Annotated in this window: 12 protein-coding genes; 7 read left to right on the top strand and 5 right to left on the bottom strand. The window is 49.8% G+C overall.

Translation table 11 applies throughout. The annotated features are described in order from the left end of the window. Positions 1-72 precede the first annotated feature (72 nt). From EGM51_12060 to EGM51_12050, 3 genes are all read left to right on the top strand, one after another. Positions 73-1914, top strand: a complete 1842-nt coding sequence (locus EGM51_12060) for a sulfatase (GenBank protein ID QBG48095.1) — start codon at positions 73-75, stop codon at positions 1912-1914. Between the two features lie 113 nt (positions 1915-2027). After that, positions 2028-2792: a DUF481 domain-containing protein gene (locus EGM51_12055; GenBank protein QBG48094.1), complete on the top strand. Its 765-nt coding sequence runs from the start codon at positions 2028-2030 to the stop codon at positions 2790-2792. 83 nt (positions 2793-2875) lie between these two features. Continuing rightward, positions 2876-3388: a cupin fold metalloprotein, WbuC family gene (locus EGM51_12050; protein ID QBG48093.1), complete on the top strand. Its 513-nt coding sequence runs from the start codon at positions 2876-2878 to the stop codon at positions 3386-3388. Here EGM51_12050 and hisA read toward each other — a convergent pair. Together hisA and EGM51_12040 are read right to left on the bottom strand one after the other, a co-directional pair. After that, positions 3358-4107 carry a phosphoribosylformimino-5-aminoimidazole carboxamide ribotide isomerase gene (gene hisA / locus EGM51_12045; protein QBG48092.1) on the bottom strand — a complete coding sequence of 250 codons (750 nt, stop codon included), beginning with the start codon at positions 4105-4107 and terminating at the stop codon, positions 3358-3360. The two genes, EGM51_12050 and hisA, sit on opposite strands and share 31 nt — an antisense overlap. Before the next feature lie 149 nt (positions 4108-4256). Further along, on the bottom strand, positions 4257-6299 hold the full coding sequence (locus tag EGM51_12040) for a right-handed parallel beta-helix repeat-containing protein (protein ID QBG48091.1): 2043 nt from the start codon (positions 6297-6299) through the stop codon (positions 4257-4259). Between the two features lie 715 nt (positions 6300-7014). On the opposite strand from EGM51_12040, the gene EGM51_12035 reads away from it, so the two are divergent. Continuing rightward, on the top strand, positions 7015-7194 hold the full coding sequence (locus tag EGM51_12035; protein ID QBG48090.1) for a hypothetical protein: 180 nt from the start codon (positions 7015-7017) through the stop codon (positions 7192-7194). 146 nt (positions 7195-7340) lie between these two features. Next, positions 7341-7595 (top strand): DUF4861 domain-containing protein, encoded by a 255-nt coding sequence (locus EGM51_12030; protein ID QBG48089.1) that lies wholly within the window; start codon positions 7341-7343, stop codon positions 7593-7595. Here EGM51_12030 and EGM51_12025 read toward each other — a convergent pair. Genes EGM51_12025 through EGM51_12015 form a run of 3 tightly spaced genes read right to left on the bottom strand, consistent with a single transcriptional unit; the run spans position 7592 to position 10583 of the window. After that, positions 7592-8269, bottom strand: coding sequence for a response regulator transcription factor (locus EGM51_12025; protein QBG48088.1), 678 nt, complete (start codon positions 8267-8269; stop codon positions 7592-7594). The genes EGM51_12030 and EGM51_12025 overlap by 4 nt on opposite strands. Further along, positions 8256-10310 (bottom strand): hypothetical protein, encoded by a 2055-nt coding sequence (locus tag EGM51_12020; GenBank protein ID QBG48087.1) that lies wholly within the window; start codon positions 10308-10310, stop codon positions 8256-8258. The genes EGM51_12025 and EGM51_12020 overlap by 14 nt, the downstream gene beginning before the upstream one ends. A 6-nt stretch (positions 10311-10316) precedes the next feature. After that, complete coding sequence (locus tag EGM51_12015; protein ID QBG48086.1) at positions 10317-10583, bottom strand: hypothetical protein; 267 nt, start codon at positions 10581-10583, stop codon at positions 10317-10319. Between the two features lie 405 nt (positions 10584-10988). Between EGM51_12015 and EGM51_12010 the strand changes: the two genes are divergently transcribed. Further along, positions 10989-14219 carry a hypothetical protein gene (locus EGM51_12010; protein ID QBG48085.1) on the top strand — a complete coding sequence of 1077 codons (3231 nt, stop codon included), beginning with the start codon at positions 10989-10991 and terminating at the stop codon, positions 14217-14219. A 97-nt stretch (positions 14220-14316) separates the two neighbouring features. Continuing rightward, positions 14317-17619, top strand: a complete 3303-nt coding sequence (locus EGM51_12005) for a hypothetical protein (GenBank protein QBG48084.1) — start codon at positions 14317-14319, stop codon at positions 17617-17619. Positions 17620-17626: the final 7 nt, after the last annotated feature.

Below are 17626 nucleotides of genomic sequence, written 5' to 3'. Positions count from 1 at the left end.
ACGAGCGGATGTATGTATCATATCCGGTGTTTTAAGGCATAGTGAAAATTAGGGATTTGAAGGAGAGTGACGATGAGGCGGGTGGTTGTATTATTGATGCTGGCGGCGGTTTCGGTCTTAGGGAAGACGGATCGGCCGAATATAGTATGGCTTGTAAGCGAGGACAATTCGGCTGACTGGCTGCGGCTCTATAATCCCAACGGCGCAGCGATGCCGAATGTGGAAAAGCTTGCGAGACACGGGCTGGTTTTCAACCATGCTTTTTCCTGTGCACCGGTCTGTTCGGTGGCTCGCAGCACGATTATTTCCGGTTGTTATGCTCCGCGCCTGGGGGTGCAGTATCACCGCAACGAAAAACCGGTGCCGATGCCGGAAAATCTGAAGATGTTTCCGTGGTATCTGCGGCAGGCCGGTTACTACACCTCAAACAACGCGAAAGAGGATTATAACTTTCTTCCATCCGAGAAGGAGGGGGTCTGGGATGAGTCGTCCGGCAAGGCGAGTTACCGTAAGCGTGCTGCCGGGCAGCCTTTTTTCCATGTGCAGAATTATTACATCACCCATGAGGGCCAGCTCCATTTTAAAGACCTGACACAGAAAACCGAAACGGATCCGGCACAGGTGAAGCTGTATCCGTATCATCCCGACACGGAAACATTCCGTTACACCTATGCCCGCTACCTCGACAACCATATGAAACTGGATGAGCAGATGGGGGAATTTATTCAGATGCTGGAGGACGACGAGCTGCTGGATGATACCTTTATTTTCTATTATGGCGATCACGGCGGTGTGCTGCCGCGGGGCAAGGGTTATGTTTACAATAATGGACTGCATGTGCCGATGGTCGTTTATGTGCCGAAAAACTGGGCGCATCTGGTTCCGGCCGCTCGCGGCAGCCGTATCGGCGGATTTGTGCAGTTTGTCGATCTTTCCGCGACGGTGCTGAATTTGGCCGGGGTAAAGATTCCGGAGGAGATTGACGGGCGTCCGTTTCTTGGGGAGGGGGTAACGCTTGCTGAGCTGAATGCGCGGGATACGGCGTTCGGTTACGCCGACCGCTTTGACGAAAAATATGATCTGGTCCGCACGGTGCGCAAAGGTGATTTTAAATATATGCGCAATTATCAACCCTTCAATTTTGACGGTCTGTATAATTTCTATCGCTATAAAATGCTGGCCTATAAAGAGTGGCGGGAATTGTATCTCGCCGGAGATCTGAATCCGCTCCAGAGCCGGTTCTTTGAGCCGCGGCCGGCGGAATGCCTGTATGATCTGAGCAAAGATCCGGATGAATTGTACAACCTGGCGGGCGATCCGAAATATTACAGCAAACTGGTTGAATTGCGTGAGCTGCTGCGGGAGCAGGTGAAGTCCATGCCGGATCTCAGCTTTATTCCTGAATCGCAGTTTCTGAAAGAAGGATCCGGTAACCCCGTGCAGTACGGGCAGGAGCATCAGCAGGAAATTGCCGAGCTGGTTGATATTGCGGATCTGAGTCTGCGGCCGTTTCCTGAAATCCGGGAACCGTTGCGTGCGGCGCTGGATTCCTCTAATCCCTGGAAGCGGTACTGGGGGCTGGTGGTCTGCAGTTCGTTCGGCCGGAAGGCCGGTGGTTTCAGTGATAAGGCGAGCGAGCTGGCCACGTCCGATCCGGAAGGTCTGGTTCGGGTTCGCGCCGCGGAATTTCTGGGGCTGACCGGTGTCGGCGATCCGGTGCCGGTGATCATGCAGGCGCTGCGGGAAACCGCAGATCCGGTTGAGGCCAATCTGATGCTGAATTCGGTGGTGCTGCTGCGGGATGCCAAAGGCCTGGCATTTGATCTCTCCGAATTTAAAAATGCCCCGTGGGTACAGCATGAAAAATCACAGAGCCGGCGCAGAATGGATTATCTGCTTCCCTCAGGAAAATAGGCGTATTTCGGGGAATTTTTTAGGCGGTGACTTCTTCCTTATAGATATTGCGGAATGAAAATACTTAATTTATACTCATATTCCTAAATTAACACGTTAAGGAGAGATGTAATATGAAACTGATTAAGGGAGTTGTTTTTGCAGCACTTTTTGCCGCTCCGTTAGCCGGCCTGGCTCAGGATGAGGCGGGGTCTGCGGACGAACCTGCGGTTAAGTGGGAACGTAATCTGTCGCTGGGTGCCACCTATCGTGACGGCAATACGGAAAAATCGCTGTTCACTATGAATCTGAAAGGGGAGCGGTACGGAGAGCATAATGATGTCATCGGCTCATTGTATGCGGAATACGGAAAAACCGGAACGCCGACCACGCCGAAAGAGCAGACTGAAGGCCAGGTGCGCGGTCAGACTGAGTACCGGCATAAATTCGGCGATTCGAAAATGTTCGCCGGTGTATTTGCCGAAGCATTGAATGACACGATTAAACGTATCCGGTTCCGTGGCAAAGTCGGTCCGAACGTCGGTTATTATTTCATCGATAAGGACAATATGAAGCTCGATGCCTCCATCGGTCTTAACTATGTCTACGAACGCACAGCATCCGGGGAGGATACGTTCGGAGAATACCGTGCCGCGCTGAACTATCTGTGGAACATTACCGAAACCGCAAGCTACTATCTGAATCTCGAATACAACGCCAACATGGAAGAGTTTGATACCGATAACAACGGTCTGCTGGTGACCGGTGTGCGCAGTCAGATCTTTGAAACGCTGTCTGTATTTGTTGAACTGCGCGATGAGTATGACAATCTTCCGGATGCGGGAGTCGCAGAACACAACGATATTACGGTACTGGCCGGTCTGTCCTACGATTTCTAGGATTCCGTGCTTCGGAAAAGTCGCCTGTTATTCCCGTTTCTCCGGGACAGGCGGCTTTTTTATGTTTGTTTAAGGAGGTTGCAATGTCGGGGACGCCGCAATTCAATATGGCACTGAATGCTCCGGAACAACCGGTGACCGGAATCAATCAGGAACTGATCCGGAAGGTGGTGGACGGAGCGCGGATCAGTCCGCGAAAGCGGATGATCCTCCCGTTGCATAAATCCGGGGAGGCACTGCTGCAGCGTATGCTGAATGCCGTTCAGCCCGGTACCTACATTCGACCGCACCGCCATGCCCGAGACCGGGCGGAAAGTATTATCGTGCTGCAGGGAGCAATCCGCTGTCTGGTTTTCAGCAATGAGGGTGAAATTCTTCAGGCACAGGAAGTCCGTGCAGGTTCCTCCATGCCGGGAATCGATTTCGAGGGCGGTGTCTGGCACAGTTTTCTGGCTCTCGAGCCTGACACGGTTCTGTTTGAAGTTAAATCCGGACCGTACAATCCGGAAAGCGATAAGGAATTCGCCCACTGGGCTCCCGGAGAATTTTCTGCAGAGGCCGAAACCTATCTGCAAAAGCTGACGACTTTTTCGTAGGACATGGGGCCTCCGAAAATATCGAGCGCCGAGCCGATGGTGACATCGATGCGACCCTGTCCTGCTTCCTCCAGTTTTTCGAGATCATCAAAATTCCGCACGCCGCCGGCATAGGTGCAGGGAATGGGGCAGTGATCGGCCAGCAGTTTGATCAGCTCTTCATCCATGCCCTGCTGCTTACCTTCCACATCCACGCCGTGGATGAGAAATTCGGCACATTGTCTGCCCAGCGTTTTCAATGAATGTTCATTGACGATGAAGTCGGTAAAAGTCTGCCAGCGGTCGGTGACCACATAGTAGTTTCCATTCTTTTTCCGGCAGCTCAGGTCGATGACCAGTTTATCAGCCCCGACCGCTTCCTGCAGCTGATCAAGACGTGCCGGATCAAGCTGTCCTTTCTGGAAAAGATAGGAGGTAACGATGACATGGGAGGCTCCGTCATCAATCCACAGTCCGGCATTATCGACCGCAATACCGCCACCGATCTGCAGACCGCCCGGCCATGCGGCCAGGGCCTCTTTCGCAGCATCGACATTGCCTTTCCCGAGTTTAATGACGTGGCCGCCGGTGAGTCCGTCCTTTTTGTAAAGTTCGGCATACCACGCCGGCGGTTTTTCCGAAACAAAATTGGTTTCCGGTTCCGCGTCATCGGTCAGCGATCCGCCGACGATCTGTTTCACTTTGCCGTTATGCAGGTCTATACAGGGTCTGAATTTCATGATGAAAGTGTATGATATCCATACGAGGGACTCAATCCGGCGATGCATACACTTTCTTGTGCCGGAATCGGTCGCTGTCTGCCTGCAATCATATGGCTGTCTATCAGTCGCATAAAATTTTCAGCATGAAGTTTCCGGAGTCATACACATTAATTTTTTACCCACAGACTCAGCGCGGGATCTATCCAGTAAAACTTTTCCCACGAACCGATTTCCGTGCGGTTTGCGACCAGCGGCCAACGATTGGCATCAAGGTTTCTGTCTGCACAGACATATTTGCCACTGCCCTTGGATTTTAAAGAAAAAGTGCCGTCGCTGTTATTTATCCAGATGAATTTTTCCCAGTTTCCGATTTCTGTGCGGTTGGCAGCCAGCGGCCAATGAGAGGAGTCCAGACCTTTGTCCGCACAGACGTATTTCCCGTTTGCACTGGACTTCAGAGCGATATAACCGCCGCCTGCATCAACAACGGTATAACGGACCCAATCGCCGGTTCCGGTTGAAGCGGCCTGCAAGGGCCAGTTTTCCGAGCTTCCTCCTGTTCCACCGTTGGCCCAGACGTTCATTCCGTTGCCGGATGCGCTCACGATAACTGTACTTCCGACGGGGACCGACGTTGTGCCGACCTCTATCGCTCCCACATCCGGAGCTCCTTCAATCGGATTGCCGAAATAATCTGTGCTGACTTCCAGGCCGACGTTTAGTCCAACTGTATCTCCCGGAATCTTGGTAATTGTAATGCCGCGATCGGTAACCAGAGAACCTGCTGCCGGAATATAATCGGTCGCTGTCAGTCCGCCCGGATTCGCCAGTTCCGGATCACCGATAACCGGATCCGTTTCATAAAAGATCCAGTCTGTCGGGAAGATATCCGCCCGTTGGTATACGTTGTTTTTCCAGTATACCCCATCCTCTGCACCTGCTGCATAGTCTTTATACCAGTTAGGCGTTCCGTCCAGGGCATCTCCTTCAATATAAAAAAGGTTGTTGGCGACAAGCACCGTTCCCATCGGAGCTTCCAGTCCAAACGAACAGTGCTGACCCTCTTTGACGTAGATGGTATTGTTGTAGACATAGCTGTACTGGGAGGCTGTGCGCTCGCCGGAATAATGACCGCTGAAAACAATAACGTGTCCGTCGCCCAGAGCCCCGTCTTCACCTTTTATACGGGCACCATCATTGATGCTGATGTTATAGCGGTATGCGCAGTTTTCATTCCCTCCGAGAATTTCGACAAAACCGCCTTCATTATCGATACTCAGGTTGTATTGGATAACCACATTTTTATTGCCCATATCGATGTGTGCACCGCATGAGTCATATTTGCCGCGTGCATGCATAAAAGTATTCTTTTCGATCAGCACATCTTCACACCATATCGGCCAGATTCCGCTGCCGCGACCGTGCATGCGCGGATCGGTATACTGGCCGGAACCGTCGACCACATTTCCCCGTACAATCAAATCATTACAGGTATTTGGGACGATGGCCGGTCCGCCGATGTTTTCCATCTGATTCCAGACCACTTTTGAAGAGTCGACGTATTTCATATCGAAGGCTTTAAATCCGACATTATCGATCTGACAGTTTTTGACCGTGATATCTGTTAATGGTGCGGAGGATGTTCCGAACAGTCCGAATGCATTTCCCATATAGGTCGTCGGATTTATCCCTTCACTCTCCGTCGCTTCATACGGATAGATATCGTGCACGTAGAGATTATCGATCGTTATATTCGAGGAATTTCCTCCGATATAAACCCCGTAGCGTTTGGAGTTAGACATTCCGTCAATGGCATCGCCGCCGTTCGCTTTAATCTCAATATCACGGATAGAGATATGGCTGGAATTATAAATATAGATTCCGCAGTACCGGCTGTAGGCCCCGATGAAAGGGCGGTCGCCGGAACCGTAAGCGCCAATGGTAACAGGGCTTGAACTCGTACCGCTGTCGTCCTTCAGCTCCAGTTTTCCCCAGAACGTATCGCCCCGCTGAAGCAGCAGTGTATCTCCGGCAGTGAAGGTGTGCGAACCGGCTTTGTCCAGCGATTTCCAGGCGGCGCTTTGCGATGTTCCTGTGTTATTGTCATTTCCGCCGTCTGCATCAAGATAGTAGGTTGCGGCATTGCTGGCTGAAGTAAGTGCCAATGATATTAAAAGGGCGTACACGCCCTGTATTCTGCCATTCATCATTATTTCCTCTTTGTTCGGTTGTTTTGTCTGTTTAATAACCGGCTGGTAAAAAAAGCGTTATACGCAATATTATCATGGTCTTTCCTGATCGGGTTATTCTGCGTAAAACTCTCTTTATCAATTCTTATTCATCTGATTAAAGCAACTCAGGCAACCTCCTGTAGCGGCATGTTTCTGATGACGAAGCCCGGCATTATGAAGCATGTCATATTTTATGAAATATGTTATTATATATCAGTAATTAAGGTTTTTGATAATAGTCCTTATGGACTATTCATTATGGGAGTTGTTTTTATCTGTTGGGCGCATCTAAAAACCTGCCGTTGCAGGCCTGATACAAAGATGAGCCTATACTTATGAAATACAGAAAGTACAACAGCGGCGGCGGACTTTGATTATCAGGGACCGGGTTTCGGATTCTCGATGTTTCAGTTTCCGGTATTTCCCCGGACCCGACGTCTCCTCGAAGGTGCCGGATAGAACACGGTATGGCTGTTAAGGGAGCTGTCGGATCGATCAGGGCAATCCGCGGCCTGCAACCTGTTCCAAGTGCAGCAGCTGGGCGCCAGTGTGTACTGAGATGGGGAATACGGAAAACAGCGGTGAAAACCGGAATTTCGGCAGCCGGACCGGCGGCTGATCAACGGAAAACTCTGCAATTCAGTCGTCTAAAGCAGGTAATCAGGAGCCTTTCGGGTAGAAAAAATGGAATTCCATGGAAAGTCAGAGGGAAGCAGGGTTAATGGACGTGCCCAATGTGGTGTTGTTTGTTGGAGAAGATGGAAATGAAGGAAAGGATGCTGAAACGTTCAAGGCTTTAACAGTTCTTTGTAATGGCGGTTTCTCAACGGTGAAGGGGCTCAAAGCCATTCGGAGTTATATTTCTGCGGACTAATTCCCGCCTTATTACAGAAGATGCACTTAAGTTCGAACAGGATGCTTGTCGGATTATTCTTATTGAACGGTTTATATATGAACATTTTCAGCAAAAGTTGAATCGGTCGGTTGTGCTTGAATGCCGGCGGAGTAAATTACGGGACTATGAAAAAACGAACTCTTTTATCGTTGGTGGCTTTGTTTATGATGAGCTTCTCGTCTGTGGCTTGTGCTTCAACCTTTGCTCCGGCCACGTTCTGCCGGTATGTTCCGGAACGCGCGGATGATTTCGTGTGGGAGAACGATAAAGCGGCGTTCCGCATGTATGGGCCGACTTTTCTGAAGGGGAAGGAGGACAGCGGAATCGATTGCTGGCTGAAGCGGGTGGATTATGTCCGCATCTGGCAGAAGGCGAATTAACTGATGAGCCCCCGGCGCAGAGCCCGTGCAACAGCACCGCTCAATGAATTGGTGTGCAGTTTCCGGTAAATATTCCGAACGTGGTAATTGATCTGGTGCGTTTTCATATCCAGGGCGGCGGCAATTTCCTTGGTATACGAGCCATCTGCAAGCTGTTTAAGAATCTCAAGTTCAATTTCTTTGAGTTCCGTATCCGGTTCCGGTTTTTTAAAGTGGGAAAACATAGTGAGGACGATGGCCGCAACATTGCTGTTGAGAGGCGAACCGCCGGCATGGACTTCCTGAATGCCTTTTACGATGTCGGCAAGTCCATCGGTTTTAAGGAGATATCCGGAGGCACCTGCACAGATGGCATCGAAGATTCTGCGTTTGTCCCCGAACGAAGTCAGGATAATAATATCGACTCCGGGAATCAGTCGCTGAAGTTCGGGAATGGCGTCTATGCCGTTTTTTCCCGGCAACTGGATATCCATGAGAATTACGTCCGGCCAATGGCTGTATCTACAACATTCGGCTGCTTTTTCTGCGGCTTCAAAAGTGCGGAAGTTTTCCCGGCAGTCAATTTCCGGGGTGGTTTCAAAGTAACTGACCAGGTCCTCCCGATAGTCATCGAGGTCTTCTACAATCCATATTTTAATAGGTTCATCGGAGGCGGTGTTTTCAATTGGATTCATTTGTGGTTTCCCTTGGTTTTAGTGGAGACGGCTTCTTTTTCACGGGGAGTTCCAGTGTTATTTCGGTGCCGTTTCCCGGTGAGGTTTTTATGGTGAAGATGCCACGCATGTGATTTGCACGTTCCCGCATGCTGATTAGTCCCTGTCCGGTGGTCTGTCCGGGTGCCTGTCTGAAATCGAAGCCGCACCCGTCATCGGTTATAATGATTTTCAAACGGTTCTGTTTAACGGTTATCTGAAGGTTGATCCGTGTTGCATTGGCGTGTTTATCGATATTGTGAAGTGCTTCTTTGATGAAAAGGAGAAGATCCCGTTTTTCGGAAAACTGCAGGCGGTAATCCGCCAGATTCAGCAGGTGATCATGTTTACAGGACACCTCATATTTCCCGGAATAAATTTCCAGCGTTTCTTCTAATTTTTCTGCAAGCTGCCGGGCGGAGTCCTGATTGTCGCTGCTTACCCAGACAATATCCCGCATGGCCTGAATGGCTTTTGTGGTTGAATCGATGATTCGTCGTACTTTCAGGATATCCGTTTCGTTTGAAAGGGTCTCTTCCAGGTGGCGGGCTGCAAGCATACTGCACCCGAGCAGAGCGCCGACATCATCATGAAGGTCGGAACTGATCTGCCGGCGCAGTTCAATGATTTTTTTTCGACGGTTTTTCCGGATAACGGTTATGCTTATCCCAAGCGATATAACTGTGGTAACCGCGATTGACATAGCGGTGGATCGAAGCAGTGTGTCCAGGCGTTGTTCAAGTGCCTGTCTGGTATACTCCCATTTCTGTTTCTCATATCTTGCTGTGTTTCCGTTTATGGTTTTAAAAAACCAGTCTTTAAAAAACAGAACCGGCTGGCCTCCGACATAACCGTCGAACATATGATCTGCGAATTCTGTTTTCGGGAATCCTTCAAGTCGGATGCCGGAAACGGGATAGAGTCTGCCGTTTCCGTACATTCTGATTTCTCCCATTGCAAAAATATAATCGCCGTTATGCTGAGGGAAATCGCTGAGTTTAAGCTTAAGCCAGCGTCCGATATGGCCTTTTCCATGGAGGCGTACCGGATTGTTGCCCGGGGAACCTCCCGTCCAGTTTTCGATTTCAGAGGAGGATCCCCGCAATCCGTCTTGGTTTTCCGGAATTATTGTGCCGGATATTTTCCCGGGGAATCCGTAACCTGGAATCAGGATGCCTTCGGGCCAGAGGGCGGGATACAATATGAGCCAGCCGAAAGGCCGGTTTTCTCCGAAATCGATTTCAATTTCAGCGCAGCCGGGAGGCGTATGCCCGAAATTTGCGGAGAAATCTTTCTGCTGTTTCGGGGACAATGACGGGTTTTTAGGCCCCAGTGGCTGGCCGAGGTTGGTTTGCTGGTCAAAGAGATAATTCAACCCCCAGAACGGCGGAGATTCAATGGCGGAGCTGACTTTAACGGATTGAGCGCGACGAATGTAGGAAAATGAAGTGGCATAGATCTCCTCGAGCGCAAAAAACTCCCGGTTCTCTTCTACTGCGCCTTTGAAAATCTCAAGTCGGACCGATGAGGAACGTGGCTCAGGAAAGGCGATGAATAAAGGCATGCGGGATAGGTGCGGTTTTCCGTTGTGTTCATAAACAGGCTGTATCCGCCCGTCCGGAAAGACCTGGGAAACCCGGAAGTGGCTTGGAAAACCATAGGGAGCATTCTTATTGTAGTTTCGGCCGATTCTGCGTTCCATGGTTGGCACCAGAAAAAGCTCCTCAATCCCGGTGTATGTTTCGAAGGTGAGATCCAAAGTCCATCTGGGCTGATCCGGAATTTCGGAGAGAACCGGGAGATAGTCGCTGTGAAATCCGAATGCTTTGAACTGAATGCTGTCTTCAAGCCGGGGTTTTGTCTGTATGTTCTTATTGAGTCGTTCGATTTCCCTGTCGGCGTATTTTATTGTGGATGGAATGTGATAAAAAGGCACATTTTCAGCCGCTTCCGGAGTGAGCGCGGCGACAGCTCTTCCGAGAAGCAGTATGGAGAACATGAACTGGGTTAATTGTTTTCTCATGCAGACCTAAGCTTCACCTATACTGCAATTGATCATATCATGCAATTCGGTATCGCTTCTTAGCTGAATCGGATTAAATAAATCTTTTGGAAATGGCTGATTTCCTGAAAGCAGGCAACCGGTTTTCAGATGAAAGAAACCCTCGGAAGCAGAGACGCCATCCGGCGGGAATATACGCTGCCGGAAGCCGGTCCACTTGCGCTTTTGCGTAATGTTCCAGGTGCTCTCGTGGCCGGAAATATATGACCTGGTTTCCATTTTCGCTGAAGCCATGCAGGCTGATTGTTCTCTCTAGACTTCGAGTCGGAGTATCTCAAAATTACGGGGAGGCCTTGATTTTAAAATACAAAAATCTGCTGGAGAAATGCAGCCTGCGAGCCGGGGCATCAATCGCCGAACATCCGAAAAGAAAAAACAAACATTCTGCCGGAGAAAATCAGATGCCGGGAGGGGACCCTGTTAAGGAGCGCGTTTTCGTCCGGACAGTGTCATAAGTGAGACTTTTTTCTCTGTTTTATAACAGTAGACGTAATTCTGTATTCTGTTTATTTCCTATATGTGGAGGCTGAACATTCTTGGATGATATCCTCAGGGAAACCCCTTCCGGAATCAGTAAAGCATAGGCTTTATATCGGGTATTATCTGCCCGTCAGCAGAACAAATAAGGAGAACGATGAGATGAAGATAAAGACTGGGCTACTGTCTGCCGGATTATTTGCGGCGATTGCCGTTCATGCACAGGTGATTATTGAAGACGATTTCAGTGCATATCCCGCAGGAGATATTTACGGACAGGGCGATTGGGTTGCGTCTGTCAACGATGCTTTTGTTGTCGATGCCAATAGTGAGATGACCATGTCGGCTGATAACAGTTCACTGCTGTTGAGCGGTTTAAATGCGGTTTCTCTGATTCCCGGTGATACGGTGAAAATCACGATTGACCATCGGTACAGTATGCGAGGGGGGGAAACCCCAAACTACACTCTGTGGAGCTGCGGACTGCAGAATACGAATGCGGTCGGGGAGGGCAGTTCTCTCATATCGTGGATAGCGTATAACGGCTGGGAAAACGGCCGGGTGACGTATTTCCCGGACTTTGAAAATTGGTGGATGTCGGGAGAACCGTCTGTCTGGGCAGACTGCGTAGATGATCTGGGGGCTGATCCGAAACCCAATGTAGGTCCCGTTGCGGATCCGGATACCGATAACCTGCAGATGATTTATGAAATTACAAAATCGGATGTAACCAATGAATTCCGGTTGGAGATGACTTTCATTAATGCGGCTTCGAATGTGAATGAGTCAGCCTATGAAGTTGTGAGTAATGTGGATATATGGAATGCCTCCGATCTGTATTTCCATCTCAGCTGTATGGAGCCTGTTGCCAATGACTGTGAGGTGATGATTGACCGAATCAAAATCGAGAAAACAGCCCCTTTCAAAGCCCCGACCGGATTGACTGCCATCTGGCCGGGAAGCAGTGTTGAGCTCAGCTGGGATCATATGCCCGGAGCAGCCGAGTATGATGTGTTCCGCTCTGAAACCAGTGGATCTTTTGGAGCCCCCATTGCGCGTGTAGCCGAAGATTCTTACACGGATTCAACAGCGGTTGCTGGCACGACCTACTATTATGCTGTTCAGGCGGTATACTACAATGGGAACTCCGCAAATTCGGATGAGGTGTCACCGCTCAAAATTTATGCAGGCGAAACTGTTGCCGATATCGGTTTTACAGCCGCTGAAGGGTATACCGATGGTGATCTGGCAGGGCAGCAGGGTTGGGAGTCGCTGACCGGCAGTGGATCAAACGCTTTTAATGTTATTACAGTTTCTGATGTGGCCGACTCGGCTTCGTCGTACAGTAATTATGATACCGACAACGGCAATGCGGTCTATTTTGACCGACTGATCCGCAATAACGAAGATGATGCTCTGGAAGGTTATCTGGATGTTATGATAACAGCCGGAAGCCCCGCTCCCGGCGATAGCGAATTCTCAAATCAATCCATTATGACTTTCGGACTGACAGCCTCTACAACGGAGAAGCACCACATATGGGGACATGCTGCACAGGCGCTGTTTAATTTAACTGCTCGTGGTGGTGGCGAACTTATTATCGTATTTGACAGTCCGTTGCTGGATAACGACAATAATCGTTTAGCGAAACTGGATGCAGATGATCTGGGCTGGGACCCGAAAAATGGAGGAAGCAGAACAACGGATCCGATCCGTATTTCATTCAAACTACGCAAAACACGTGATGAAAACGTCTATCAGGCATACGCAAGCCTGTCTAATCTGGTCAGTGGTGCATCATCCATCAATCACTCCCAGATCCGGATTCCCTATTCAACCGATTTGAAAGCGGATTTGTATACTGCTGAATACAGCTATTTTACCATGGGCATACATCCTCAGGCTCTGGACGAGCGTTCGACTACAAACGGTCCAGTGCATACGGTCTTTGACAGTGTCAATCTGATACATACGACGAACAACCTCCCGGTTCCGGCAGGCCCGGTTATTACAAGTGTTGTTTCAGCGGACCGTTCGATTATTCTTTCCTGGGATGATGTACTGGATTCCTCCGGGTATGACATCTTCATGATGACAGGAGGAGAAGAGTATACAGTGGCGGAAAATGTGTCAAAAGTTCCTCTTGGAACGGTCAGTCTGGAAGATTCTCCGCGCTGGAATGGTGTCACTAATACCTATATTGTACGTGCGCTGTTCGATGCGGATGTTGACCCGCTTTTCATGGATTCCATGCCCACCAGTGCAGTGCCGCAATCCCTGGTTGAGATTGTGGATATGGATGGTTCCCGCAATGACCTGATCGATTCCACTTCGTCTACGTTTTATTTGAGTCAGGTTGGTGCGGTAACGAATGCCGGTGCGGATATTACCTATCTGGATCGTCGGGAATTGACTCCGATGATTGCGCATGGAGAAGTCAGCGGAGGGGTAACCTATAATGGTTATACTCTTTACGGACTCACTCAGATGCCGGGAACAAACGGCATTGCCTCCCGGTATTTCATTGAGAATGCCGGATCAGTGGGGCAGCGGTATTATCTCTCGGGAGGCTGGAATGATTCTGCACCGCGACAACTGGCGTACATCAAAATTGATGATATGGACTGGGAGGATGCGATCCCGTCGGGAATTGATGCAACCAGTCAGCTGCTGACTATTTATCTGGGGCTTGTATCCTATTCTGATGGTAACGGCGGATATCTCTATCCTGCCATACGCAATGGTTCGCAATGGTATGTCAGTGACACCGGTGTCAGGTTCGGGGAAGGAGGTAGCGGTGCGAAAGATATCAGAGTATCCGATGTTATGGCTGAAACTTGGAATGAACTCCATCCTCAGGTGGATGTACTGATGACTGCAGGCAGTACACTGGCCGATAATTCGATATTAACAGATATCAATGCCATTGGATGGTTTGCAGATAAAGCGTCATATATGTGTCTGAGTAAATTCGAGGTGAATGTTACGGGTAATACGCTTCCGTACGAGTTCTGGGCAGACGATAACGGTCTTTCCGGTGCAGATGCTGCAGAGAACGCCGATCCGGACGGGGATGGTGTAATCAATAAAAAAGAATTCGCCTACGGGGGGGATCCGAACGATGCAGCGGATCGGGGAGCTCTGCCCGTATTGAATACGGCAGGTACATCTCACTTGGGTATGGAGGGTTTTATCTATACTTATGTGAAATCGCGCGATCCGGCCAATGATCTTGCTTATGAACTGGTCACCACAGATGATCTGGTGAACGGCACATGGACGACGAATAATCACACCGTGATGGGTGTGGAGAATGTTGATTACCAGTGGCAGGCGGTTACGAACTTTGTTCCGACTACTGAACCGAAAACATTCATTAAACTTGATCTGTAAATATCAACAGAATGCTTTTTCAACTTGTGTGAAAAGGCAGGACCCCGGCGGTTTTCGGCGGGGTTCTTTTTAGCACTTTCCGTATGTGGAACAGAAAATGAATATAAAAACCGGGGCCAGCTTAATTTTTTTTTCGGGGAGTATTGTTTGTGCAGGGGTTGCACAGCAGGCATTTTTCAGTCAGATGCAAACACATCGTATTGCATCGGCGGATCGCATTATATGGACCCAGGAAGGGCCGGGTAATTCGGGTATGTGCGACCTTGTCCGGTATCATCCGGTGCTTCCGGATACGGCATTCCTCAGTCCGGATATGGGGGGAAATTATCAGACAGATAACAATGGGCACTCCTGGTTTGATGCTCGGAATTATGACGGGGATAGCGGATTCGGACGTCAGCGCGAAGTCTGGTACTCACATTCCAACACCGATGTGGGGCTTGCATTGGGAGGCTCGCATTTAAGAGTAACCACGGACCGGGGGCAGAGCTGGGCGATAGTGTTGAATTGTCCGTGGTATGAGTTGGATTCCGATGGAACCGACCGGAGTAGCTGGAAATCAAAGGTTTCTGCGGTAACGATTGACCCCGGCGATCACAATGTGTGGTATGTCGGGGCAGGGAACCATCGACATGGACAATTGTGGAGCTCTTCGATGAAGGAAGCAACGGCTGCAAATCCCCAAGGGGATAGCAGTGAGATTTCCGGAAAGATATGGAAAACGGTGGATGGCGGAACCCACTGGGCAGAAGTCAGTAATGGGATAGATCCGGCAGCGCAGTTTTGCCGGATACAAGTCAATCCAAATAATTCGCAACAGATTTTTGCGGCATCAAACTATGGATTGTACCGTTCGGATAACGGTGGAGATTCGTGGATAAACATTGGTTCAGGAAAGCTGCCGAACAATACTGTTATCAGTCTCGATCTGTATGATGACGGCAACGGTTCAACAGTAGTCTATGTTATTGATCAGGTGCGGTATTTCCCTTCCGGGTCAACAACGACCAATTCGGGAGGTGTTTACCGGTCAATAGATCTCGGGGAAACATGGCAGCAGATTAATGGTAATCTTTATCTGGATATCAACCGGCTGGGCTGGATTGTTGGTGATGGATATTACAATTATCTGGCTAAATGGTTTGAAACCGATAAAGCAGTCGTTCAGTCGCTTTATCCCGATAAGCCTGTTGACGCACTGCAGCCGGTGCAGTTGCTGCGCGTCGATCCAAGTGCCCCGGATACGGTGTATATCGGGCTTGGTGATCCGCAGGGGTTGCTGGCCTCGTTTGGAATGGGGCCTTTATGGAAAACCTCAGATGGGGGCGGTACATGGATGATGGTGACCCGCGGGTATGGACCGGCGTTTGCTAACGATGCTGAATTCTGGTCGGCGCGCGGTAATCCGGTAAACCAAAATATGGTATGGAATCATGAACCGTTTAATCAGCAGTGGGGCAGTAGCTATCCACAACGGACGATGCGTTCGTTCGATGTGAATTCGCGTGGTGATGTGATGCTGATCAGCGGTCATTGTACCCTGGTCAGTACCAATCGCGCAGAAACCTTTGAGCAGATTGATGAATTCTATACCCCGGCAGGTAATCTGGTCGGGCGGGGAAACAGCAATCTGCCCGGTGAATCCATGAAACAGGACCCCCGTTTGCGTCCCGGTGAGCTGTACCTTGGGAGCGGAGAACATCGTCTGTGGAAAACCACCCTGGATGATATGAACGGGCGGGTGGCTATGAAACAGCTGCCGACCATGGATACAGTGTCGGCTATTGCGCTTCACCCTAACGACACAGATACCGTTTTTGTCACTTCTTACCGGCAGGCCCATGCCAATGAAATCTGGCGCTCCACTGATGGGGGTTCCACGTTCAGCAAATGGGGGGACGCAACGGCGGCAACCTACCAGATGGAGACCCGATCTCTGCTCATAGACCCCGTCAACCCGCAATATTTTTATTTCGGCATAAGGAGGAGGGCTGCATCTGACTGGGACAAAGAAGGTGGGTTCTATTATTCATCCGATGGAGGCCGGACCTTTGCCCCTCGGAATATCGGTCTGCCCGCTAATCCACGGGTAAACAAAATAGAATGGGATCCGCGGGATCCCACATATCAGTCGATGTTCATTGCCGTAGAAGGGGCAGCCTTCGATGTTCCTGAAGCGAGCAACGGAGGGCTTTATCATTCGGTGAATCGTGGACAGACCTGGACGGAAATAACGATTGATCCGGAAGTCGACGGTGTGAATGAAGTGAAAATTGATCAATCGGGGCGGATCTGGATAACCGCCGGATATCGGAATTCGAACACAGGTGGGCTGTGGTATAGTGATGACTATGGCATCACATGGGAAAAAACATTTGTCAGTCCATTGACTGAGTGTGTGGATGTATCGCCTTTTGATTCCAATCTTGTGGTTGTTACCGTCGGAAACCTTCAAAAAAATCCCGGCTTGTATCTGAGCGAGGACCGGGGCCGGACGTGGACAAAGAATAATCGGTCGGTCTCTATTAACTGGAGGATTCGTGATGTCGAATTCAGCATTCATGATCCAACGACCTTGTGGCTGGCCTGTGTAGGGGCCGGTTTTTTCAAAGGAACCTATATTCCGTACCAGACCGTTCATTTTTCCGATATGCAGGATCTGGGAGACGTTGCGGCGGCAGGGGCAATTACACAGGTTGGCGGATCCACGATTATTTCCGCGAGTGGTTCAGATCTCTGGAATACGGCTGATGAAGGATTTTTTGCATCGCAGTCCTGGAGTGGGGATTGTGATATCAGGGTACGCGTAGCTGAAGTTGAAAGTGTTAATGAATGGTCGAAAGGCGGGGTCATGATACGGGAAACGCAGGATGCGGATGCTGCAAATGTTGCTGTCATAGTCCGTCCGGATGGGCGGGTTAGTATGCAGTGGCGGATATCTGCGGGGGCTGCAAGCAGCTATGTCGGCACTGTTGGCGATTCGGGCAGTATCAAATCTGTTCGGCTGATTCGTTCGGGAGACCGTTTCAGCGGTTATTACTCGACCGATGGATTCAGCTGGACTCTCATTGCAGAACAGACGGTTTCCATGACTGCCGATGTTTTCGCCGGGCTTGCTGTGACTTCACATAATGACGGTCAGTTATGTGAAGCAGTATTTAATAATGCCGTAATCCAGAACCCGCCATCAGATCGGCTCACCGGGAGAATTTCCGGGTCTAATTTAGTTCTGCAGTGGGATTCCACCTCAATTGCTGAAAATTATACCCTTTACAGCTGTACAAACCTCGCCGAAGCAGAATGGATTTCGGTGAGCAATTATCCTGGTGTGGATGCCTCCTTGACTTTTTCAGAAAAAATGGACCGGTCGCAGAGATTTTTTAAGGTTGAACGGAACTGATCAATGG

The sequence above is a fragment of the Verrucomicrobia bacterium S94 genome (assembly GCA_004299845.1).
Lineage (GTDB): Bacteria > Verrucomicrobiota > Kiritimatiellia > Kiritimatiellales > Pontiellaceae > Pontiella.
This window is presented reverse-complemented; position numbering and strand designations above follow the sequence as displayed.